This is a genomic window from Arsenicibacter sp. R0_47 (assembly GCF_057652235.1).
The window spans coordinates 95,388-118,475 of sequence record NZ_JBYFCJ010000022.1; the positions used below are offsets into that span (position 1 = coordinate 95,388).

Here is a 23,088-nt window from a genome sequence, read left to right on the forward strand (position 1 = left end):
TTAACTACGCTACCCGGTTAAACCCGATCCTCGGCTGCGCCTTCTGATCTCATTTAACCTAAAGTAAATGAGCCACCTGACCTACGCGGGGTCTCCTACGCGTTTTCCGGATTTTGTTCGTACCTCACGTCATCCTGGAAACGCTCCCCTCGACCCGCATCGGTCAGAAGGCCCGACACGTTACAAACACGCCACAGTAATAATGACAAAAGGGTGAGGGGTTTACAGTTGAGGCTATTGGGCTGTTTATTAAATGCTTATGGGTGTGTGATTTCGTATCTTTGAAAAGATAATCAAAGCCGATAAATGCCGTGAAACACCTCAAAACGTCTCAACTAACTCTTGTTCAGGAGTGGCAACAAACCGTGCAAGAGCGCGGGGCATTGACCCTTGTAGAGGGCCCCCCAGGTTCCCAACGTACCACAGCAATTATTGAACTCGCTAAACAGGCGGGGCTGCGGGAGATTCCGGCTCACATCAAGCCGGAGGACCATAAGCATTACGTCGTTACGTACCTGTTTTACGAGCTGGAGACAGGCTTTTGGATCTTTGAAACGGCCACTGGAATTATCGTTAATAATGCTGCCCTACTGCCCGTCCCTGCCGGAGCCTACGAAACCGCTAACGTCTAATCCTCCCCGTTTATCATGGTACTTTCCCCACTCAATCAAACACCTTTTCGGATAATCAACGCTAAATTTAAAGGTAAATGTGCCAGTTCAGGACTGGCTATAATGCCAGGTGAGTTGATCACTTTTGAGCCTACCACCCGCCGGACGCATAAACTGTTCTGGGTGAATCCGGGTATCGAAGATTTTCGGACGCTTTGGAACGTGCGAACGCCCCTTTGGAAATTTGTCGAAGCCATGTTTGACCGTTGGTTAACAGAACGATCTACCCATGATTGGGATTTACGGGCCATGTATGAAGGGCCCGTTGCTATCTATGACCGACGGGGAGCCATTGAGCAGGCTTTGGAGGAAGTGGCACTGTACGCTGACGAGACCGGACAACCTGTAGCCCTGCACACTTTTGACATGGATTCTATTTGGAGTGCTTAAGCTTTCTTGATTTGTATGAGTACGAGCGTAAACGTCTTATTGACCCGAAACGGACAGAAACAAATTTGTTCGTTAAAAGAGGTGTCTCCGTTAAACATCAGCGATTTCCTGTCCGCTATCGAAGAGCGACATGTCAACACTGAGGCTAAAGCATGGTAAGAGTTATAAAGGCCGGCCGGTTTATGTTCCCTGCCCGAACCGGGTTTCTTAATCGCCCAACGGTGGTGCTGTTTTGCGGGGGTGGGCAGGATTCTCACGCGCTCCTGTATCAATACGTTTATGAACCAACGTTTCGGCAACGCTATGTCGGTGACGCTCATTTTTTAGTCGTTATGTCCGATACTGGTGACGAACACGACGATTTTTACGAAGAAACCTTGCCCCACCTTCGGCTATTCTGTCAGCAGCAGAACATTGAGTTTTATTTTGTGACGACAGAGATGGGCTATCATTCCGAATCATGGCCAAGTCTGATGGGGCAGATGTACCGAAACAATAACATTATGGGCGTTGCTTTTCCCAAGTCATGCACCGATCAGTTGAAGATTCAGGTATGTTATCGATTTGTGGCCGATTGGATGCGACATGCTTATGGATTCACCTCACAAGGCTATAAAACGTATTACGAGTACCGCCACTACTACGGTAAACTGGTAAGCTGGATTGGTTTTGCGGCTGATGAGCTGGATCGGGTGGCTGACACCGTAGGTAGATGTACAGCGAACAATGAGACCTCCAGCCAAAAGCACAAAGCCCGAAAAAAAGGCCCTGAATCTGTAGAGGATGAAGTAGACTGCCATCGGTCTTTTACAAACCTGTTTGGTCAGCAGGAAGAAAAGGCCACTAAACATTCGCTTGTTCCCGTTTATCGACAACGTTGTGTACGCCATGTTTATCCACTAATAGACCTCGGCATGACCCGGGGCAACTGCCAGCAATACATTGCTTCGGTTGGACAGCGGGTTCCCTTTCCAACAAATTGTCAACGCTGCCCGTTTCAGGGAGAAGCTGAAATCGTCTATCTCTATCGAACCAAGCCGACTGCGTGGTATGAATGGGTCGAGCGTGAAAAAGCTAAACTGCGCAAGTTTGCCCACAGGCCTTTGAATTTGGGCGTGAAAGGTAAACTGACCCTCCCTGAGTACCTCGAAAAAGCTCTATGTACTTATGGTGATTGGTCTATCCAGCAGCTCGCTGACTACCGAATGTCTCATGGGCATTGTGTCAAATCAAAAATCTAACCTTTCATTTGCTGCCGTGGCCGTTTGGTCGAGGCTTTTTCGTGGACAAAAGTTTGATTTCCTGAAAAAAAGTTGAATAATTGATATTTATATTCAATAACTATTTTTCAGATATGAAACTGAGCCCTCCAACACATATAAGCATACCTCATGATGATCTGGTGAATCTCTATGAGGAACTGGGGAAAAAACTGGTGGAATCCCTTCAACGACGGGGTATTTTTAAAACAGATCCCCTGGTACTGATTAGACAACCCGCAGTAAGTATATTTTCCAAATGGTTCCAGCGCGGAGCCAAATTAATTCGTTCTGTGACTCTACCTCAAGAGGGCGAAGACACAGTTCAGCTTTCCCCGGACGGTTGGTTACGACTTTACAGTCAACTGGATTCAGTAACAGATATTCTACTGGATTTAGTCAACCAGGATGAGGCTGAACCACCTATGACCCGCTCACAACTGCTCGATCATTATGGGCATTACATTGTCCGCTTCATGGAAAACTGGTACGGTCAGTTGGTTAGTCATACTGACTCTGCTAAACTTACAAGCGGCCAAGCCCGGCAGTTGGCCTGCCAGTACAATAGCGGGCTAGTCTATCGGTTATCCTATATCCAGTTTTTCCGATATGAAACGGTAACTGGGCTTCTTCGACAGGCTTTTGGGATACCTTGTGAAGATTCAGAGAAGGAAAATCCTCATACATTAGTTGAAATGATGGAAGTACCTGGTGATATTTCCACATGTCAGAGTAACCCTCAGTATTTTGAGTATGCTTTGGAAGAGAGCGCTAAAAATGAATTTGGAGGTATTTATGAACAGGTACAACTTGGGACTGCAAGTCCGGAGCTACTCTCAAATCTTTCAATACGAAGCGTTGATGATGAAGTTGACCAGTTGAGGAGTTTCTTCAGGCAAAAAAGCTGTGTTCAGACAATGGCACAGTTATGTGCAGAAAATCCGCTGAAACTTGAAAGCATAGAAGTGAGTTCGCTGAAGTATCAATACAACACCTTGCTCCGTAATCATCCCACAATCTTTACCAAAACCAGTATCCCCAACCTTAATTTATGGGGCCTCTTGGAATGGCAATCTCAATGGAAGACTTATGCTTCTTACAGTGACCTGCTAGAGTGGATGAAGGGATTACCCAAAAAGCGTTTTTATAATGCGACAGAACTACTCTTCCTACGCCGGGAGGCCGGATTATTACCTGCGTTAATCGGTCTTGAAAAAGACGATCAGACAGTCGTATCCTTGAAAAAAGTCTACCGGAATATGCTGGCTGAAGCGTTTAGCGCAGGTAAGCTGCAACGAAAAACAGTTCAAGGTGTTTATTGCTACCATTTAAAACAAACAGCAATCACCCGAAAAAAAACCGGGACGCATTTTAGTCCGGATCAGTTTGAAATCCTTATAAACCATGCAGGTTTTAGCAGATCATAAATCAGGATATTGCGTATTTCGTATATATAATTCATATATAAAAGTTGAACCTAAAGGCCACCAAGAAGCCCCAATAATAATGAAAAAACAAATCGCTGGATTCATCTTTCTCTCGCTGGCTAGTCCGGCATTCAGCCAACAACAGGTAGATCAAGCTAATAGGCGGACTGTTCTTGATCCACATATATCCGACCAAACTCTTTACCACTTGCGCCCTGACGACGACTCGTTAACAGTAACAGGGGTAATGTATCTTCCTTCACCGGTTGTACGGAGTATCGCAGATAGATTATCAGTGAACGAACAGGTTGAAATGGTGGGTCAGATGGTTGATGAATTTCGACAACATCCCCACAATAAACGGGACTCGCTGGCCCTTGCCAATATCTGGCAAACGGTAGAAATGCTGGAACAACAGTCTCTAAGTGCAATAGACAAGTACGGAATCACTTATCAGGAAACCGAAAATACTGGTTCGCTGAAGCGATTGTCAGAAATATTTTTAACTTATCCCTTTTGGTCCCTTTTGCTGTTGTTGGCGTGTTTATTGGGCATCATTCAGATAGCTGGTGCTGTAGCAGGCTTTTGCAGTGGGGTCTTAAGCAGACTTTGGGACCAGATTCAGTCTGAGCGCCAACTGCTTAGTAATAAGAACAGCTCCAATATTAAATAAACAAGTTCATAATGGAAAATGTACTGGCTGTTAATAGCCCTTCATCTGAGGAATTCCGGTCTTTTCTAGTTCATCAAAACCTTCTTTATCAACTAATCCATAACCAAGGTCAGAGCGAAGTCGAAGCTATCAGGGAAATGATACAAAATAGTATGGATGCACAGGCCAGCTACTGTAAAATCTGGCTAACCAGTAAAGATTCTGTGTTGAAGAAGATGGCAATGTTTTTCAATCAAGGGAAGTTATTTTTCGCACTTTTGAAAAATTTAACCAGCCACATGAGTCAGTAGAAAAAGAATGCCCATTAAAATTATTCTGTATTGGACGCGGACAGATTACGGCCTTTGCTCAGACTGTATGGCATTCTAGCCTCCATAACATGTCGGTCAATTTTAAAAGAATGCTTCACATATGAGTTGCCCGAAAATGACTTCACAAAGGTATGCCGCATTGTTAGGAATGGAAAAAGCCGAGTAATCACCTGGAAGCGGATATACACACCTTTTTGATAAGGATAGTGGAAATCTTTATGTCAATGGTAATCATGGGTTTTATTATAGAACACTGAACGCATATGAAGTTAACAGTATAGTAAAAACTTACCTGTTTTCAGATGTAACAAACCCAAAATGACCCTTGTAGGATTGTACCTAACTAATATCGATTTATAAATTTAAGTCTTAAATACCGTAATAACTTCAGCCATTAAAGCTTCTGTAAGCCAGTTAATATGCTCCAATTTTAGTATTGACTGCTTTGAATCTACACCATGTGTATGTAAAAGGCGATATTCATGAACTAGTCTATTTCGCATTTCATAGAATAAATCGGTTAAGGTCAGAGTAGCATTTTTCACTGGATCTTGATAATCAGGATGTTTAACATGAACGAAAAAATCTAATATAAAGTTTTTTGTTTCAGTATCTAATGTATTACTTGGCCGAGCATAAACATTAAAAAGAGAATCAATCAATGACCTATGTTTTTTTAAGTCATCAAGTGTTTCCTTCAATTTATGACTAGTGATTGTGTGCAATTGACCACAAATCTTATTGCCAATTTCATATGGAAATACTTTTGAAATATAAATCTCAACTATTTGATAAAGCATTAAAAATCGAGCGACTGGATCATTTTTCTTTTGGATTAAATTTTTAAAAATATGAGAAATAAAAGTTTCACCAGATAGCAATACATTAACCGAATTTAACCGTAAAATATAAACACCATCTGGTCGTACAATAGATTTTATAGAGTTATATTTATCCTCAAGATAGTTTAACTTATTTATGGTCTCAATCTGATTATACATGCTGAACGGGATAAATCCAAATAAAAATAGATTAGCTAAGTAATTGTCGATATTGAAATCTTTTATACCGTTACACAATTCATTGCATAAAACCAGTATTATTGTTTCGTCATCAAAAAAGTCTATAATTTCATATGGGCTAGCTTTAATGATAGCCTCTTTCGTTTGTAACGTTTCTAAATTTCTGAATAAGAATTCTAAACCATAGTATGCATAACAATAGGTATGTTGATTTAATTGAAGAATATTTTTTTCGAATAAGGCATCTAAACGAAAAAAATACCCGATTCTTCCAGAATTAGCAGCTAGGCCATTAACCCTTAGATCAATCATTTCTTGTTGTAAATGGAATGTATTTTTGAAAAGATGGACGCTAACCGTATATCCAATTGGCAATTTGTATGGTATCGAATCTAAATCGAAAATTATATTGAAACCAGCATATGTTGGACTAGTAAGTTCAAATGTGGTTACGTTAGGGTTTTGTGTAATATTGCTTAGATGGAATTCATGCTCCTCTTGTGATGGAGCTGCTTCTTTAAGTTTTAACATTCTATTAGTTTTTATACTCTTTTTCTATCCGAAGAGTGTCATAGGCATACACCGAAGCTTTACCAAAGTTCAAAAATTCATCAGAATCAGGTGTTAAAAGACCTCTAAAGAAATATTTGAAAAAGAATCGCTGATCGTTCCCTATTTTTTTTGATTTTTCTTTAATTAGATCAAATTCTTTTAACATTAGCTCAAAAGCTGAATTCCAATCGTCAGAATCTACATATATATCGTTAATTATTAACCTGATTTCAGACCAACTTAATCCCTTTTTTTCCTTGATGAACCCTAATGCAGCTCCAAATCCCGTTATTGCTTGTGATTTTTTAAAAATATCTATAACAGATTTTCCAAATGGTTGAGAATTTAATTTAAATGCAACGTCTTTATTATTATTTTCTGTATAAACCCAATTTCCTGTTTTGAGCAAAAGCACATCTAGAAATAACTTATGTGTAAGTAAAAATTCTTTAAAAATGTCCCTTTCGCCTTGCTCCAATTTTAGTGCATCCAAACTTCTTATATTGTCTAATATTTCAACTCTTTCAATTACAGCTTCATTTTTTTCTATGTACGAATTTAAACCATCAAGGATTATTTTGAAATTAAATGAATTAGTATTTGGTTCAATTACAGTCTCATCTTTGTCTTTTACAATATGAATTCCATCAAAACCAATCCGTGAATAATCTATGTATAAAATTTCCATCAAATGACGGGTAGACATAGTTGTTTGCCCTGTGTTCAACGTAATCATTCTATATAATAATCCAATACGATTTAACCCAAGGTATATTTCTGCCCTAATTTTATGAGAATGAAATTGCTTTAGAAGCTCATCATTTTTTTGTAATTCTTCTTCTAGCCCTAGCATAACGAAAGTTCTTTGCAAGCCATCGATAATAAGAATCTCTTGTTTTTCTATCGCTTCTTTAACAATTTGATCTGCCTTTTCAAAATCATTTTCTCCTTTTATGGTATTTACCTTTTCGTCAGAAATTGCCAGAACAATTGATGGTATAAGGCAGTTTCGCAACAAATCTTCACGAAGAATTTCTTTTATTTTTGACCTAATTACTTTTTTTCTTTGAAATTCATTATTATCTATAATTGCAGGGGCAAAAGAGAGATACTCCCCTATAGTTATTTCGACTAAAGCGTTAAAAGCATTTATACGTTCGTCTTTTAGTATTGATCTAATTATCATTCGGTCGATTTTGTTATTCTTTAATACTTAAAGAGATAAATATATAATATTTACCTGTACTTATAGTTGAGATTAGAGCTGGAAATTTAGTAGGACTGTAATCTACAAATTTTGGCTCATTCAGGAGCTTGCTCTTTTCAATAGGCGGAACACGGCTTTTGCTTCAAACTGCTTATTCCGCCTGGTTCGATAATGAGTTTGGTTCAGCTTATCAGCTATTTGAGCATAGGTCATGCCCTCATTCCGATATAGAGTGGTTAGCTCTGTAGCTTGCACATTGGCTTTATTTGTTAGTGCATTCGTGGCTCTTACTGCTTCTCCTTTTTGAATAGCTTGTAAGGTCAAATTTTCCGGTTTTCCTGGTTTAAAACCTTGTACTTTCTTTTATGCCAGGGCTTCGCGTGTACGTTCAGAAGTTCGTTCGGCTTCATATTGAGCGAATGTAACCATCATACCAACTGTAAGTGTATTGGCATCGGGTAGATCACAGGCTACAAAATCAGCTCCCGAATCTCTCAGAGTCATGACAAAGGCCACATTACGGCTGAGCCGGTCGAGCTTGGCAATTAAGAGTTTTGCCTTTTGCTGCTGATAAGCTCGGATAGCTTCCTTTAGCTTTGGCCGTTCGCTTTTCCGGCCGGATTCTATTTCGGTATATTCAGCCGCGATCTGATCTCTTTCTCGTAGATACCGACTAACGATAGTTTGCTGATCGTCCAAGCCAAGCCCTGAACGCCCTTGTGCTTTTGTCGATACTCGATTGTAACAGATGTAGTTCATGGATACTCCTTATACTGTTGAAAATAGATGTTCCACGGCTATGGGAACCAAATATACCTATTTATGGCATATCATGGATGACCGTTCATGATATGCCATAAATACTTACAGGGTTTTCTCATAAAACCCTGTTGTGTGTCATAAATTTGACTAATGAGTTCAAATTATCCGCGAAATGATCGATTTTGGTGGCCATATTCTTCTCCATTCAACTTTGTCGCGACGAATTATTTCTTAGGGATCGGTGAGAAGTACGAGCATACAGTATCTTATTCGGTCAGTTGGCTCTATCTGGCCAATAGTCAGATCATGTAATAACGAATCGTGATGTTTAACCAAATGTAATCCCCTAACGCATGCTAAGGGCATTGATAAGTAAACCGCGACTCGAAGGTTGTGGTAGGTCTTTTTGCAATCTGACTTGTGGGATTTCCATTTGTATCATATTGGTAGGTTGTGGACTGCTTGACGGTCTCGACAATGGGAGGATTATTCCCTGCAGTACTGACACTGGATAATACGACAGCTGAAGTAATATTGTGTGTTGAAAAAGCGTCCCAAAAGCCAAGACGTATAAAGCTAAATAGTTTTAAGGGGAAACTGGATGCCCACGGTGTCGGTTTGTTGTCAGTGCTATTGTTTTGCAAAATAAGATAGTTGTAAGGGCTGTTTGGAATCTGCTCTGTTATTTTATCAACAATTCCAGCTGCGTCATACGTTAATGTTTTTTCATTTGTAGAGACAGTAGCGGCATTTGCTCCAAACCAGGTAAGCTGGCCGGCTGCATTAAACGTCAGTCTATAAGGAATATCATATGCATACGTACCTACATAATTTGTCTGCACGTAACCAGAGGGGTACAGACTATTGCCACTATATTGAAAAGTGTAATCGCGCAGGATGCTCCCATCCCGAAAATTGCGAATCTTTACCAGCCTTTTTTGCGCGTCATATTTCAGCGTATCAACAGAATAAATCTGTTGAGTTACTTCATCAAGGATGGAAACGATATATGGTAACTTGTCAGTGTTATATCGGAATGTTCGGGTTGATGTGCCAACAATTCGGTAGGTCTCCAATCGGCAGCTAACAGGCTCCGGATCAACCGAATCTTTTTGGCAACTTGTCAGCAGAGCAATTAAAACTGACAGTAAAAATGTGTAATGTGTAGTGGAAAAATACATACTGATTTCTATTTGATATAATTTGAATTATTTGGAGCCTGTTAGGGTGAGGGATAGGCATCAAAGATTGTAATTGGTTTTTGGGCATGGATTTATCAAAACTGCTACCCGATCAATTTGAGTGCCTTCACTACCAGGTCGGCCAAACCACGATTCATATTAGACTCTTGGCCACTCAGCCTATTGGAAAATGCTCTCAGTGCAAAAAACCTTCCTGTTGAGACCACAGTTTTGATCGACGCACCATGGTCGACCTGCCCATGACCGGTAAAGCGGTGCTTTTGCAAATTTACCTCAGCAAATTTGTTTGTGGAAATCCCAACTGGGCCCGCATAATCTTTGCCCTGAACACACCTGCCCACTCTCAAGCCTTTGTCCGGTTTGGATGTATGGGGGCTAGGGTTATACTGCATCCTAAGGATCAAACTGACTTAACTTTGTGAATACAAAAAAGTGTTGGCCATCGGCCAACACTTTCCTAAATACTTGTTAGATAATCAAACAGAGAAACAAATCCAGGTTGATCTGCAAAAGCAGCTTTTTCGGGCTCTGCTTCCGTTTGTAATTCAAATTTGGACAGTATTCATTAATTATCAAAAGTACGATTCAAAAATCGCCTCCCCCTGCTTTTATTATACTAAAAATATAGACTATAAGTGCATTCGGGCTAATTGGTGGCCGGGTAAATTACTTTTTGATAGAAATTACATTTTTTAAATGACCATTCAGAAAATGTAATTTTTGCCTGAATCTGTCTATATTTACACCGCACAACAACATAAAGACCGTGGAACACCATCTTAATGCCAGACAGTTTGTTGCTTACTACCGAGTATCTACCCAGCGACAGGGTGCCAGTGGCCTGGGTCTGGGTGCTCAACGTACGAGCGTAGAATCATTTATTGCCTACAAAGGGGAAATCATTGCTGAGTTCACCGATGTTGAGTCGGGTAAGAAGGATAATCGTCCCGAACTCCTCAAAGCTATTAATCACTGTAAAGAGAAAGGTGCCGTACTACTCATTGCCAAACTGGACCGGCTTACCCGTAACGTTGCATTTATTTTTACCCTGAGAGATTCCGGGGTGCAGTTTCTGTGCGTCGACATGCCTGATGCCAATACGCTTACCATCGGCATCATGGCGACCATGGCGCAACATGAACGGGAGCTGATCAGTGAACGGACACGCAGAGCGCTGGCCGAAAAGAAAAAATCGGGAGCTATCCTGGGTAAGCCCGAAAATCTGACTGTTGAAGCCGTTGATAAAGGATTAGAAGTCCGGCAGAAAAATGCCCGTCAACATGAAAACAACCGTCGGGCAGCCGCAATGGCGCGCTCACTCAGACAGTCAGGCAATAGCTGGGCAGAAATTGCGCGGCAACTCAATGAGTTTGGTTTCCGCACCCGACGAGGGAAGCTTTTTCAGATTGTGCAAGTACAACGAGTCGTTGACCTTTTTGAATGAAGGGTATGCGAACATGATGCTATTTTTAATGAAAGAATTTTTATTTTTACATAAAAAAATATTTGTATGGACACAATTGATGAAAAATTATTTGAGCTGGACTATAAAATGGTGCCTCCAGACGGATTCGGAGAGTTATTTATTTATTTGTTCCCATATTTGCTTATGTGCCTTATTCTGTGGGTATATGATAGGAAGTTGGATTCTGAACGTAAAGATTGATACTCTAGCCGCAGTGCGGCATAATAAAATCACTCTGTTCCTCAAAAGAACATACTCCTAATTCTTCTCCGGATATAGATGCCAGTCCTGATAACCGAACTCCTTTCGTTTTTGGCGAAACAGGTATAGTTTCTGATCGCGGTGATACGCAAAACTGTTGTGATCCACAGGCGCTGGTAAAGCCCGACGGTTCTGATTAGTTTAAATCGTATCATCATCATATAAATTATTAAGCGATTATATTTTACAACGTCGATATACAACTAAGTAGAATGAAGTCCTGGAGGTTAAGTAACTGTATGTTTTTATTTCACCAAAAACTACCTCTAGCGACCTGGACATCAATGATTCTTGTTCTGGGACTTGCAGTTAGTTTATCAAACTGTAAGCCAGAAACAGTCCCTCTTACATCTTCTATTCCGACCAGGGATGATAATATGGCACTGGGTAATCCCGATGGGGCAAGATCAGAGGCAACTAGTCCGAATGCATATTTAATCGTTCGCACAACCTACTCACTCTCCTACAATTCGGTAACAGGAATTGCCAATTGGGTGAGCTGGCACTTATCGGCCGCCTGGAAAGGATCCGCTGTCCGCTATTCGGGAAACTTCATACCCGATCAGATATTACCATCGGGGTGGTTTGTGCCAAAACATAGCGATTATACAAACACTGGCTATGATCGTGGCCACCTCTGCCCTAGTGATGATCGGGATAATACGGTTACCGAAAATCAAAGCACCTTTATTCTAACAAATATCGTCCCACAGGCACCAATCTTTAACCGGCAAAGTTGGCGACTTCTGGAAGAGTATACCCGTAAGCTAATTGACCAGGGTAACGAAGTATACTGTATTGCCGGCACATATGGACAAGGAGGTGAAGGTGATAATGGAAAAGCCACTAGCATTGCTTCCGGAAAGATTATGGTGCCTAATGCACTCTGGAAAGTCCTGGTCGTATTACCCGTTGGAAAAGATGATCTTAAGCGAATAACTAGCAGCACACGGGTTATTGCCGTCTGGATGCCAAATGCAAATACAACCGGGGAAAACGCCTGGAGCAGCTATCGGGTCAATGTGGATGAGATTGAACAGAAAACGGGTTTAGATTTGTTGTCAAATGTTTCTGCCAGTATTCAAAAAGTTGTCGAAGCAACCGTGGACAAGACACCAATACAGTAACTCAACGGCTACTACATGACTATACATGGCGGGGGGGATAGAAAAAAAGTCCGTAGCGAATCGCCACAGACTTTTTATGGATGAGAAACTTGTCTTGGAGGAATTAAGACTCTAAAAACCAATATATGTCACATAGTTTGTTAATATTAGTCTCCATTTCTTAATTACCGGCGTGCTACAAGGCTAGCCAACTGCCTGGCACAGAAATGATAGACAACCAATTCGTGGTGCCTGGCTTCACTGACGAACAAGCGGTTCATAGCCATGTGGATGGCTCCTGTTATCTGGCTGAAACCAGAAGGAATTGTTCCGTGTGTCAGTGCTGATTCAATCTGCTCGCCATAATGCATTAATTCGGGTCTAACTTCATCAAGTGACTTCATAAACAGTTCACCTGTAATCTGCTCCTGTTCATCACAAGCTCTGAAGAGGTATTGAGCGTGTTGGCGGTACTGTTCGTTAAGTACTTTTCTAAGGCCACTCGGATTTGGCTTTTCTTCTAATAGTGATTGCTGTATGCTTGTTAAAAGTGTTTTACGGGCCATAGTTGTTAATCCTAAAGCATCCAGCAGACGACCCACCTGCAAAATTCCATGACGGTATCGGTCCACCTCACCAACGAGGGATTGGCTTTCCGTCTGATTCTTCAGCCACCGGCGAAATGTGACTGTGTCGGCCGAGAATACACGCTCCCACATCGCAATCGAGTCACCCCCATATCGTTCCAGTTCCCGCTCATAAGTGCCCAGATCAATTCGGTGAATCAACCGACTTTCAAGTAATGGAGACAGACGTCGACGTATACTCCTATACTGACTGGCAAAGTTGCCGGGTGATATATGCCACCGGAGCCGAAGATGCGGTTCCGGATCGGCATACCGAATAAAGAAAAACAAGCCTGTGTGACGCTTCAGAATTGGTTCTAAGTGCTCTAATACATGCTCCTGAGCGGCCTCACTCGCATACACTCGAAGATACAGCCATTCACTGCCCGGCTCAAACTTCCGCCGGCACACCGGAACATTGTTTTCTCGAGGTATCACTGCGGGCTTCCTCGGCAGTGATTTTACCAGGGGGACCACCCATTCAGATACGTAGCCATTTCCTTGCCCTGTTTTGTACCACGCCTGATAATTTGGTTTAAGGGTTTCATGCAGCCATTCGTACAGAATTAACTCACGATCTTTAATGAATCGTTTCCAGAGATAACGTTGCATTGTTTCCAACGACAGATCTATTAACAGTTCGTTATCCCTGTCGGCCAGCAGACAAAGACGTGGTAAATTATAAAATGCTTGTAGCTCCCTAAAACCGCTAAGCAATGGCAGATGCCGATCTTTAGTTAGGCACCAGCGTGCACGGCTAATAATCAGTCGGTTGAAAGTTACTCTTGGGAGAAATACCCGGCTCCGGTATGGCCCCCAATCCCAACCGACCTGAACCTGTTCCTGATTCATAATATCAGCCAACAATCCATATACTTCATCTCCTTTTGTCGTATTGTGGGCACTTGATAGTCGTGGTATCACTCGAACTCCGTTGCGCCGGTCATACAACCGCACTTCGTGGTCAACTTCGATCAGGAGTTCCGATACAGGTATGGACTTTTCGTCATCAACGCCCCCCGGCGTAAGGTACGGTATCTCCCAGTCCCGCAAAAGTGGGCGCGCCATGATATTTCCCATTCGGTTGCCTGGAAGGTGCGCAATCTCAGCCAAAATCGTATTTGGGTAATGAACCTGTTCTTGCTGATGCAATATCCTGACCTGCTCAGTGAGTTCGTCCGACAAGTAACAGAACCTACCCAATAATCGGGAAGCTGATGGGGCAAAAAACAATTTCAGGTGAAACCGAAAATCAGACTGGCTTCCACTTCTACCTACAAACATTTCGCCCATGACACTCACTGCCGTGGGAATAGAGGTGTTGTTAACCAGTGGATTTTTAGCTACGTACTCCTCCAGATCTACTTCTGATTTTGATTGACTCAGCACATACTCAAGCATTGCGAGTGGTGTACCACCTGTATCGGATGAAGCGGAACGTTCGATTGGCCACTCATTGAGCCAGGATTCGTTCAGACGGTTTGATACCTCATACTGAATACCATGTATGGGGTCGAGCACTTCAAGTAACGGCATACGTGCCCCTTCATACCGGCGTAGAAAGCGCCGTTTAAAGTCCGTTAATGTCGCAGATACCGTACTAACCAGCAACGGTTGAAGGGCATTAAGTTGTTGCGTGAGTTGACGAACGGAGTCAGTCGAAACTGATAAGGCTGATGTTATTACTGTATCGGTTTGTGTCTTGTTTTTCAATCCTCCCTGATCTGCAGCATCTTTAATTTGGTTAAGGGAGAATCCCAGACGAATCAGTTCCTGCTGTAGATAGTCCTGCATAGCCAGACCGGTGACGGGTATTTGCAGGGATGAAGCCAAAAAGCCTGAATCAACAAGATGGTGTACATAATTCTCAAGTGAAGCTCTGTCGTATTGCGTGAATCGATTAACTAATTCTTGTATTAATGTCAGCCACTTTACAGGCTGATGGGTTTGCATGTAGATTACGACTGACTGCAATACGTCTGCATTAGCATATGACCGTAAGGTTACCTCCCCACCGGCACCAGAAACATCCCGATGGGAAAACCGCCAGGCTCCCGCAGCATTATATAAACTGTTGTTAAGCCGATACAATAATTGTGTACGAACCGAATGGTCAGCCTCCAGTTCGTTCGCAAGCGTACACAAAACCGCCGAATCATAACGCTTATGAAATGCAAAAGAAGGTACAGGCTGATAAACACTGCCTGGATTTGTTTCGGGTAAAGCAACCCCTACTCCTGCGAATTGACCATAAGGGGTAGCCCGACATAGCGACCGGTAAAAATACCGCAGCATTGCCTGCTCCTGTTCTTCAGTAACAGAGTCATTCTGATTGCTGTTTAGCCAGCTTTGGTAGAGACTTTCGCTACTATCTGCAATCGCTTCTCCCACGGTAGTGGTTGACAGAAGAGTGTTAAGAGCTTTTCTGGGGCTTTCATCCAATAGCAAGAAACTGATACGCTCAGATAATTGGATAGGCTGTACGGCTAATCGTACCTGAATGAACGATGGTATTTGAAACATCTTAGCCTGAATTAAACCACAAGACCCTGATAAAGCTTTATCAGGGTCTTCGTATGGCTATTATTCCCCTATCCACGCATTACTGGCGGTTCACTTACTGTGGGCGTACACACAGTAGAAGTCGGATCGCCAAAAATTAATCCCCAGAATTTTGTGGTCGTCCGTGATTTAAGAGACATAGCAGAGGGCATCGCTAGTGAGCGAACAGGTTTTTTCATAAGATCTATGATTTTTTGAATTGAGAAGCTAATTACGTTAGAAAATCGATATATTCAAATATGAATTTCATATATTTTTTCTGATTACTGTTAAGTGGCATCTTAACAGTAGGTGGGTGGAAGCTTGCCTGGATAGACTGCAATATGGCATTAATAATTGATACATAATTACCAATCAAATGGATGGTATCAATAAGTTTTCATTTATTTTTATTTGTTAATTAGATATTTTGATTGGAATTCATTTGGTTATATTATACGTATATTAGTTTTTGTACACGTAAATTAGATTAAAAATTTTGTTTATAGGATTGCCATATTTTGTAAAATGATGAACGAAAACTATGACTAATAGCCAGTTCGTATTTCTTACCAATACCAATAAAGGCAGTATGCCTCTCAACATGTGAGACTTTATCCAGACTAATGATGTAACTGCGGGAAATTTGCGAAAATTTACCAACGGGTAACTGTTCAAAGATGTTTTTAAGCGTTGTCCGAAGAAGTTGGGTCTGCGTATCGGTAATAACCTTCACGTAATTTTCATTCGCTTCTATGAAAAGTATGTCAGAAATGTAAATCGGTTCTTTTTTAATTTCATCCACTTTGCTAATCTGCAATTCCTCTTTTATCAGACTCAACGGAAGTGGCGTGAACCGTTGCTTAACCCTGCGGATTGCCTGATCGAAGCGGTCAGCATAAACCGGTTTTTCCAGGTAATCCACGATTCCATGTGCAAACCCTTCTAAAGCATACTGGCGATAGCCCGACGTAACGATTACCAGCGGTTGAAAGTCTTCCAGTTTAGCTAATAAGCTGAAGCCGTAGCCGTCTGGCAGGTGCATATCCAGAAATATAAGCTGTGGCTTGTATTCGATAATACCCGAATATGCTTTGTTTAATGTACTGGCTGACCCGATTAGCTTCAGATCAGGTGAGTTTATACAATGCTCCTTGATCGTATGCATCGCTAGTGGCTCATCTTCTACAATAAAACAGGTTAACCGCATCTGTTTATCAGTTTAAGTCCTGGTGAAACGTTGGAGCCTTTGCAAATAAATCAAGTTGAACCCGAAACCGCGTTTCGCCGGAATCGATAGTTAGTTTGTACTCATCCCTGCGGTATAGTGAGCGTAACCGTTCCTGCACATTTTTTAAGCCGATAGGGTCGCCTGTCTGTTGTAGAAGAGACACACTAGCCAGAGCAGAGTCCACTGAATTTTCAATAATAAATCTAAGTTGATTTTGATCAGGCATAGCCTCCAGACTAATGTGCACATATCCCCCTTCCCCTTTTAATCCATGTTTAAACGCATTTTCAACAAACGTGATCAGGGTGATGGGGGGGATCGAGAATGAGTGTGTATCTCCCTTCACAGTGAGCTGAATTCGTTCGGGATTGAACCTGCGCACCTTCTCAAGATTCAGGTAACTTGTTAAGAATTCGACTTCCTTACTGAGACTTACCTGATAATTCTCAGCTTCATAGAGGGTATAATTAAATATATTCGATAATTGACGTAGAAATCTGGATGCTTCAGAATTAGTTTTACTAATGAGTGCATTCAGACTGGAAAACGCATTAAACAAAAAGTGGGGGTTAATCTGATAATGTAAGCGGTCAAGTTTATCTTTAATCAAGGCCTGCTTTTCGATACCCTGGTTATAAGCATGATGCCCCCATCCAATGGCCTCGCGGATAGTTTTCAACAGAACCGGAACTAAGACGTAATAAAAGCTGAATGCAAAGACAAATTGAAATACAGAATAGCTTCTGAAAATAGCCCAAATGCCGTACGGTTCAAACTTTTTATACCAGGATTCCATATATCGGACAGGTTCCTCTGCGAGTTCATGAATAGTTACGATCAGGTAGTAATCATTCATACCCATCAGAAAAAAAATGCCTGTTAAAACCAACCCCATCTTTGCCCAATACACAGGGACAATGCGATTTGTCGCACGCATAAAGACCAGATGATTTAACAGCGAAGGTAACACGAACGCACTCATAACATAATAGGCACTCACTGTTACCAGTTGATTATCGACAATAGCCAGATAAAACACTGTCCAGTCTATTTTACCGCTGGTTTTTGACGTAAAAATAGTTACGTAGGTATCGTACACTGAAAATAAATTATAACTCCAGTATAGTGCGTGCAGTGAAACGCGAAACAGGCCTACTTTTCGCCTTGGCCTGACTACAGGAACTTCATGGGTTACCCAAGTACTGAACCACGCTGATAGCCTTGTAAAATACCGCTGTACAAAGGTCAGAAAACCGTTCTTAATCCCGAAACTGATGGGCATAATATATGAATTTCAATTATCTTTGAGCAAATATATAATAAAAATACATTCTACTACAAGGGATCATGTCGCCTGAAAACTACTTAACCTGCCGTCTGAGAAGTGCTACTTTCGTTTTCTATGTTCTACTTAATCTGCCTTACAGTAGTGTAGCTCAACATTACATTTCGGGAAAACTCCTGTTTGGTGACACAACCCGGACTCCGGAAATTCCTGTTGCTTTGAGGCTGTACAAAGACACCACGTTGTACCAGCTGGTTGCTTCTGATAATACGGGGTCTTTTCGCTTTACTCGTCTGGTGAGAGGCACTTATCGAATTGAGGTAGTGAGCCAGCTTTACCAGGCCATACCGCGAAGCCTTACACTCTCCGAATCAATTGAGTCACTGCTTATCCCCTTAACCGAAAGGCCGGGTCAATTAAATGAAGTGATTGTAAAAGGGAAACAAATGGAAATTGACGTACAGGGTGACCGGATAATTCTGCCTGTTGAATCTAACCCGTTATTCAACGGGCAGCGGCTTATTGATGTACTTGCCTACGTACCCCAAGCCCAGGTTGATCTAATGAGCCGGAAACTTAGTGTCAATGGCTTGCCTATTACACAGTTATATCTAAATGACCGGCAAATACAGTTAGGATCTGATGGTTTATCCGACTACCTGCAAAACCTACAGGCGGGAGCCTACAGCCGTATAGAAATTTTAACAGCTCCTTCCGCCCGTTATGAATCATCCGGAGGAGCTGTTCTACTGCTTTATACCAAACGCCCCCCCGGTGATGGAGCGCTTACGGATTGTCAATATTCAGTTGGGTACGGACGGTTCCTGAAAGGAGCTATCAACCTGAGCAGCAATTGGAAAAAAGGGAAGACGAATGGCTTTTTTATTCTGAGTCCATCCAGAACAAATACCTTCTTCCATTATACAGGCTGGCAGGAACTACCAGAAGGCGGATACTCCAGTACTGAACAAAACCGCAGGCTGAGGGGTAATACACTTCTGGTTCAGACTGGGTTTGATTATCAGCTACGACCCAAAACCCAGCTGGGTATGCTGCTTACGCTGACTCCCTCCAATGAACTTGAAACACCTGTCAGCGAAGCCACGTCCCGTCTGACAGAACAAGCACCACTTGAGAAAACCCAAAGCGAAACGTTCAATGACCGGCAGAAGCTCAGTGGTTCAATTAATCTTAATGTACGCCATGTCCTTGCAGGAAATACACGGTGGAGCATAGACCTGGATGGTGCTAATTATACGGACTATAATCAAACGGGAGCCACTTTTTACGGGCCAACTCACCAGCCGGCCGGCGATATTCTGCGTATCACGTACCCAACCCAAACCCGTATTCTGACGGCAAAATCGGACGTAGGTAAAACGGTTGGTTCGGTTAAATGGGACTGGGGAATTAAGTACAGCCATATTCAGATGGGAAATACCCCCCAGCTGGATGGTATCAGCGGGTACTTCAAAACTATCTCCAACCAATTGACGCAGGAATATTCCTATCTTGAACGCACCGCTGGTCTTTATACGTCTGCCCAGTTTAAATGGAGTAACTGGTCTATTAACTCGGGTATACGGCTTGAATCGACATGGTACGCGGGCGAAGCGCGTAACCAATCAGGTAATAAGGAGGTCGTTAACAAAAAATATACCTTCCTTTTTCCTTCCCTGACCGCTACCCGTTCCCTGAAAAAAGACATGCCCTTAACTCTTTCTTATAACCGGCGTATTGTTCGGCCCGGCTTTGAAACACTCAATCCGGCATACCTGGTATTGGACGCGGTAACCTACTATCGTGGCAATCCTCTACTACAGCCGATGTTATCATCGAGCTTTCAGGCAGTTCTTGTCCTGCCTAATCGAATCTCCTTTACTCTCGCCTTTCAGGAGTTTACCAACCGGCCAACTCAGGTGCTGTTTCGAAACGACCCCTCAACAACAAATATCCTTAACACGTATATAAACGTTGATTCCGAAACCCGGGGCCAACTGTCGCTTAATATCCCGCGTCAATTGACCAAACAATGGCAAATGACATTCTCCACCAGCGGATACCTGATGAAATATTATTCCACATTTGGTGGCGAGATCTTCCGTATCAGTCAACCCTTTGCTACAGTTCGCCTGACAAATAACTGGACAGTGTCAAAATGGTCAGCATCACTAAGTCTGGTTGGTCGCACCAAAAGTGCTTCGGCCTATATTCAGTTTCGGCCCATCGTTTATGCCGATGCCGGCTTAACCCGGACGTTAACCCGGAATCGCTCCCTCCGCTTTGCGTTAACCGATCTATTTCACACGTTTCGTACTGTAAATTCCGGAAACTCGCTAATTGGAGGGACTGTTGGCTTCAATCACCGCTTTGAATCAAGAGTCTTTACATTTACCTACAGCCATAAATTTGGAAATCAAAAAGTAGGTACCTTTAATCGGCGGGCATTTGGATCGGAAGCGGAACAAGAGCGTGCACGTTAATTAAGTAGGGGTTATTTATCAAGATAAGGGCTTATAAATGGCTCATTCGTCACAAATTTTTGTGACGAATGAGCCATTTCTTTTTTTTCGTCACAAATATCGCTCGCCCGTCACAAAATTTTGTCACTTGTCAGACCAACTTACAACTTAGCATAAACTGTTATACAAAACCGCTATGAGATCGCCAATAATACATTTTATTATTAGCCAGTCCCGGCCCCAGCTATCTATGGGCTCTGCTCTTTTGCTTAAACAACTCATTCACCGTACAAGCCCAAGCAATTCTATGCCCTCCTATTATCAAAATTTAGCCCGGCGTGCTTCAATCAATTCAGCGCATCAACGTGTACTCGAACTCACACTCAATATTCTACACGAAGCATTAACGGAACGCGGACTTACAATTTCAGTAAACTTGCTCGAAGAGTTAACACAAAAAATGAATGGTGGTGTTAGCCTGCAAATCATGGCTGGTATCAATCAGGAATTACAGACTAACCCTGTGCTGACCCTTGTCGAACGGAAAATATTGTTGCTGGCTCTGATCACCGCTGAAGAAACAATGATGACACATTTTGAAGCCGGTTCTGGTGTGATTGCAGAAGCCTGACCTCTTCTCTTCAATTTATATATTCAGCCTGCCTTTAGCGGGCTTTTTTGTTGTATAGAGATTGAATTATACGAATGATGAAAGAAAACTAAAGTTTCTTCCGGCTTTTACTTTTAGCAGCTGGATTTACTTCAGGGTTAAAAACGCCCTTCAGGACATAGTTCAGACGATTTTTAGCTTCAACGAGCCCGGCTGAAACGTAGGCGTCACAAATACAGAACCGGTCGAGAAAGGTCAGATTTGTCAAAATCAGGTCTCGCTGTTCGTTGGTCATACCAGGCCTGTAATACTCATCAATCGTTGCACGGGCAAATTCAAGCTTATCAGGAACGGACTTTGACCGAATTTCTGATAAAAAATCATCAAGATATTGTCGGGATGTTAGTTCCCTTTCCTTTCCTTCATCTAATGCACCGTTGGAGACCTGTATCGTAAATACAAGTCCCACAACTTTTTTCCATCGTGTTTGTTCGACGTATGAAATCCGTAATCCACTTAATTCTTCGATCTGCTGAATAGCAGGTGTCAGGACCCGTCGTCGCAGGTTATTAAATTCCTGATAGGAGGAGGTTTGTTCCAGGCCAAACAATATCAGGAGGTCATTAATTGTAATTTCCCAACTGCCTTTCCAGGCATGACGGGAAAAATAGGAATAAAGCAATTGTGCATACGTACTTGTTAGATTCATCGCGATTTCGAGCTCGATTTGCGAGAAGCTGTTGCCTAGATGCAAAAATCCCTCGATTAGTTCTTCGTGCACTTCCAGAACGATGCGCCCTTTGCCAATATGGTAAAGGGCCTTTGGAAAAATCGTCAGTTGCGTGTAGAGACCATTTACCTCCCAGGTTATTTGTCTGGCACCCAATTTACGCAGGGCGTTTTTGACATGAGCAACATTATTACTCTTACCAATAATATCCGATGTATGCAGCTCCAGACTGAGTTTAGTAATCACCTGCTGTTGAGCCGTATCCTGCTGAAGGTATTGATGTCCTTTTACCTTATTGAGCACCCACCAATATAAACGCCGTTCTAATACGGTTAAATCTTTCATCAACGCCAGCATCTTGATCGGTTCACGAATGAACTCGCCGGTTATCGTCTGAGGCGCAACAGAACTTTCCCGCGTTGTGACTTTCCCCCGCTGTTTCTCAACCGTTGCGGTATAAAATTCCAACGACATTTGATTGTTGGTGACCTGCGTTTTTGTTGATTGTTTGCGAGGTGTTTGTCCGGATGATTTTGCAGCCATGTGTGAAAAATACTAATTTAATCCGACAGGAAAAATTATTTGTAGGAATAACTTAGTATAATTATAGTATTTATAGTAAAAATACATTTATTTATTGAATAAACTCTCTATAATTAGTTATCAGTTCTCATTTTTTATATTAAAAATAACATTTCAAAAGTTATTTAGCCAAAGAACCTGAAATATATAAATAGTACTATTAGCGGTAAATTAAATAATTGATAATCAGACATTTATTCTTTAAAATAACCTTAAATAGAATTCATTATGCTAGCAAAATAAGCCTTTTGAATCCCAATTTTGTTGGAGTCAATTAATAAAGGGGAACAATAAATATATAATTTACAAATATTAGTCTGCCTTGAATGTGCGTCACATATTATTGCTTCAACAATTGGTATGTATTACCACACCGAAATAGCACATCGCGGGTTCATGTGGGCATCACAAATCTGTCGGACTCATATCACAAATCTGTCCGACTCATAGTTAAAATACCCCAATTATGTCGGATTCATACCCCAATTATGTCCGACTCATATCACAATTATGTCCGACTCATATCACAAATTCGTAGGACTCATGGTTAAATATATCCTAAATCTGTCGGACTCAATGCTCATATTTTCCCATATTTGTCGGATTCACTACATTTAACATACTTATATTCAGCAATATACAACGCTCTTATTTAATCTATCTATCTATCTAAAAGATATTTACTAAAGGATTTATACCCTTTATATAAACAT

Annotated in this window: 19 protein-coding genes; 10 read left to right on the plus strand and 9 right to left on the minus strand. The window is 41.8% G+C overall.

The window, feature by feature from the left end:
- Nucleotides 1–311: 311 nt before the first annotated feature.
- The 6 genes from AC23NW_RS26480 to AC23NW_RS26505 all read left to right on the plus strand — a co-directional run bounded on the left by AC23NW_RS26480 (nt 312) and on the right by AC23NW_RS26505 (nt 4,710).
- Nucleotides 312–632, plus strand: a complete 321-nt coding sequence (locus AC23NW_RS26480; RefSeq protein WP_487453276.1) for a hypothetical protein — start codon at nt 312–314, stop codon at nt 630–632.
- 15 nt (nt 633–647) lie between these two features.
- A complete protein-coding gene (locus AC23NW_RS26485) occupies nt 648–1,061 on the plus strand; it encodes a hypothetical protein (protein WP_487453277.1) in 414 nt (137 codons plus the stop codon).
- A 182-nt stretch (nt 1,062–1,243) separates the two neighbouring features.
- Nucleotides 1,244–2,302 carry a hypothetical protein gene (locus tag AC23NW_RS26490; protein ID WP_487453278.1) on the plus strand — a complete coding sequence of 353 codons (1,059 nt, stop codon included), beginning with the start codon at nt 1,244–1,246 and terminating at the stop codon, nt 2,300–2,302.
- 113 nt (nt 2,303–2,415) lie between these two features.
- Nucleotides 2,416–3,747: a hypothetical protein gene (locus AC23NW_RS26495; protein WP_487453279.1), complete on the plus strand. Its 1,332-nt coding sequence runs from the start codon at nt 2,416–2,418 to the stop codon at nt 3,745–3,747.
- Nucleotides 3,725–4,420 (plus strand): hypothetical protein, encoded by a 696-nt coding sequence (locus AC23NW_RS26500; RefSeq protein ID WP_487453281.1) that lies wholly within the window; start codon nt 3,725–3,727, stop codon nt 4,418–4,420. Before AC23NW_RS26495 ends, AC23NW_RS26500 begins: the two co-directional genes overlap by 23 nt.
- 11 nt (nt 4,421–4,431) lie before the next feature.
- Nucleotides 4,432–4,710 (plus strand): hypothetical protein, encoded by a 279-nt coding sequence (locus AC23NW_RS26505; RefSeq protein ID WP_487453283.1) that lies wholly within the window; start codon nt 4,432–4,434, stop codon nt 4,708–4,710.
- A gap of 383 nt (nt 4,711–5,093) precedes the next feature.
- Here the strand turns inward: AC23NW_RS26505 and AC23NW_RS26510 are convergent, their stop codons facing one another.
- From AC23NW_RS26510 to AC23NW_RS26530, 5 genes are all read right to left on the minus strand, one after another.
- Nucleotides 5,094–6,284, minus strand: a complete 1,191-nt coding sequence (locus AC23NW_RS26510) for a hypothetical protein (protein ID WP_487453284.1) — start codon at nt 6,282–6,284, stop codon at nt 5,094–5,096.
- A gap of 4 nt (nt 6,285–6,288) precedes the next feature.
- Entirely contained in the window at nt 6,289–7,491 is a 1,203-nt protein-coding gene (locus AC23NW_RS26515; RefSeq protein ID WP_487453286.1) for a hypothetical protein, read from the minus strand.
- A gap of 120 nt (nt 7,492–7,611) precedes the next feature.
- Complete coding sequence (locus AC23NW_RS26520) at nt 7,612–7,767, minus strand: recombinase family protein (protein ID WP_487453315.1); 156 nt, start codon at nt 7,765–7,767, stop codon at nt 7,612–7,614.
- A 108-nt stretch (nt 7,768–7,875) separates the two neighbouring features.
- Nucleotides 7,876–8,271: a recombinase family protein gene (locus tag AC23NW_RS26525; protein ID WP_487453287.1), complete on the minus strand. Its 396-nt coding sequence runs from the start codon at nt 8,269–8,271 to the stop codon at nt 7,876–7,878.
- A gap of 359 nt (nt 8,272–8,630) precedes the next feature.
- Nucleotides 8,631–9,455 (minus strand): hypothetical protein, encoded by an 825-nt coding sequence (locus AC23NW_RS26530; protein WP_487453289.1) that lies wholly within the window; start codon nt 9,453–9,455, stop codon nt 8,631–8,633.
- A gap of 787 nt (nt 9,456–10,242) precedes the next feature.
- On the opposite strand from AC23NW_RS26530, the gene AC23NW_RS26535 reads away from it, so the two are divergent.
- Nucleotides 10,243–10,920 carry a recombinase family protein gene (locus tag AC23NW_RS26535; protein ID WP_487453291.1) on the plus strand — a complete coding sequence of 226 codons (678 nt, stop codon included), beginning with the start codon at nt 10,243–10,245 and terminating at the stop codon, nt 10,918–10,920.
- A 521-nt stretch (nt 10,921–11,441) separates the two neighbouring features.
- The gene (locus tag AC23NW_RS26540) at nt 11,442–12,329 is read left to right on the plus strand and encodes a DNA/RNA non-specific endonuclease (protein WP_487453293.1); all 888 of its coding nucleotides are present in this window, start codon (nt 11,442–11,444) and stop codon (nt 12,327–12,329) included.
- Nucleotides 12,330–12,493: 164 nt separating this feature from the next.
- On the opposite strand, the gene AC23NW_RS26545 is transcribed toward AC23NW_RS26540, so the two are convergent.
- The 3 genes from AC23NW_RS26545 to AC23NW_RS26555 form a co-directional block, all read right to left on the minus strand.
- On the minus strand, nt 12,494–15,325 hold the full coding sequence (locus tag AC23NW_RS26545) for a lantibiotic dehydratase (protein WP_487453294.1): 2,832 nt from the start codon (nt 15,323–15,325) through the stop codon (nt 12,494–12,496).
- 640 nt (nt 15,326–15,965) lie between these two features.
- Nucleotides 15,966–16,685, minus strand: coding sequence for a LytR/AlgR family response regulator transcription factor (locus AC23NW_RS26550; protein ID WP_487453295.1), 720 nt, complete (start codon nt 16,683–16,685; stop codon nt 15,966–15,968).
- A 7-nt stretch (nt 16,686–16,692) separates the two neighbouring features.
- Nucleotides 16,693–17,988, minus strand: coding sequence for a sensor histidine kinase (locus AC23NW_RS26555; protein WP_487453296.1), 1,296 nt, complete (start codon nt 17,986–17,988; stop codon nt 16,693–16,695).
- Nucleotides 17,989–18,053: 65 nt separating this feature from the next.
- Here AC23NW_RS26555 and AC23NW_RS26560 point away from each other — a divergent pair, with 65 nt between their 5' ends.
- Nucleotides 18,054–20,474, plus strand: a complete 2,421-nt coding sequence (locus AC23NW_RS26560) for an outer membrane beta-barrel protein (protein ID WP_487453297.1) — start codon at nt 18,054–18,056, stop codon at nt 20,472–20,474.
- Between the two features lie 175 nt (nt 20,475–20,649).
- Entirely contained in the window at nt 20,650–21,084 is a 435-nt protein-coding gene (locus AC23NW_RS26565) for a hypothetical protein (RefSeq protein WP_487453298.1), read from the plus strand.
- 88 nt (nt 21,085–21,172) lie between these two features.
- Here the strand turns inward: AC23NW_RS26565 and AC23NW_RS26570 are convergent, their stop codons facing one another.
- Entirely contained in the window at nt 21,173–22,336 is a 1,164-nt protein-coding gene (locus AC23NW_RS26570) for a RepB family plasmid replication initiator protein (protein ID WP_487453299.1), read from the minus strand.
- Nucleotides 22,337–23,088: the final 752 nt, after the last annotated feature.

Coding starts and splice junctions, on each gene's coding strand:
- AC23NW_RS26485 (WP_487453277.1), top strand. CDS start 648: ATGGTACTTTCCCCACTCAATCAAACACCTTTTCGGATAATCAACGCT.
- AC23NW_RS26505 (WP_487453283.1), top strand. CDS start 4,432: ATGGAAAATGTACTGGCTGTTAATAGCCCTTCATCTGAGGAATTCCGG.
- AC23NW_RS26565 (WP_487453298.1), top strand. CDS start 20,650: ATGAGATCGCCAATAATACATTTTATTATTAGCCAGTCCCGGCCCCAG.
- AC23NW_RS26530 (WP_487453289.1), bottom strand. CDS start 9,455: ATGTATTTTTCCACTACACATTACACATTTTTACTGTCAGTTTTAATT.
- AC23NW_RS26540 (WP_487453293.1), top strand. CDS start 11,442: ATGTTTTTATTTCACCAAAAACTACCTCTAGCGACCTGGACATCAATG.
- AC23NW_RS26510 (WP_487453284.1), bottom strand. CDS start 6,284: ATGTTAAAACTTAAAGAAGCAGCTCCATCACAAGAGGAGCATGAATTC.
- AC23NW_RS26495 (WP_487453279.1), top strand. CDS start 2,416: ATGAAACTGAGCCCTCCAACACATATAAGCATACCTCATGATGATCTG.
- AC23NW_RS26570 (WP_487453299.1), bottom strand. CDS start 22,336: ATGGCTGCAAAATCATCCGGACAAACACCTCGCAAACAATCAACAAAA.
- AC23NW_RS26515 (WP_487453286.1), bottom strand. CDS start 7,491: ATGATAATTAGATCAATACTAAAAGACGAACGTATAAATGCTTTTAAC.
- AC23NW_RS26525 (WP_487453287.1), bottom strand. CDS start 8,271: ATGAACTACATCTGTTACAATCGAGTATCGACAAAAGCACAAGGGCGT.
- AC23NW_RS26490 (WP_487453278.1), top strand. CDS start 1,244: ATGTTCCCTGCCCGAACCGGGTTTCTTAATCGCCCAACGGTGGTGCTG.
- AC23NW_RS26500 (WP_487453281.1), top strand. CDS start 3,725: ATGCAGGTTTTAGCAGATCATAAATCAGGATATTGCGTATTTCGTATA.
- AC23NW_RS26555 (WP_487453296.1), bottom strand. CDS start 17,988: ATGCCCATCAGTTTCGGGATTAAGAACGGTTTTCTGACCTTTGTACAG.
- AC23NW_RS26560 (WP_487453297.1), top strand. CDS start 18,054: ATGTCGCCTGAAAACTACTTAACCTGCCGTCTGAGAAGTGCTACTTTC.
- AC23NW_RS26550 (WP_487453295.1), bottom strand. CDS start 16,685: ATGCGGTTAACCTGTTTTATTGTAGAAGATGAGCCACTAGCGATGCAT.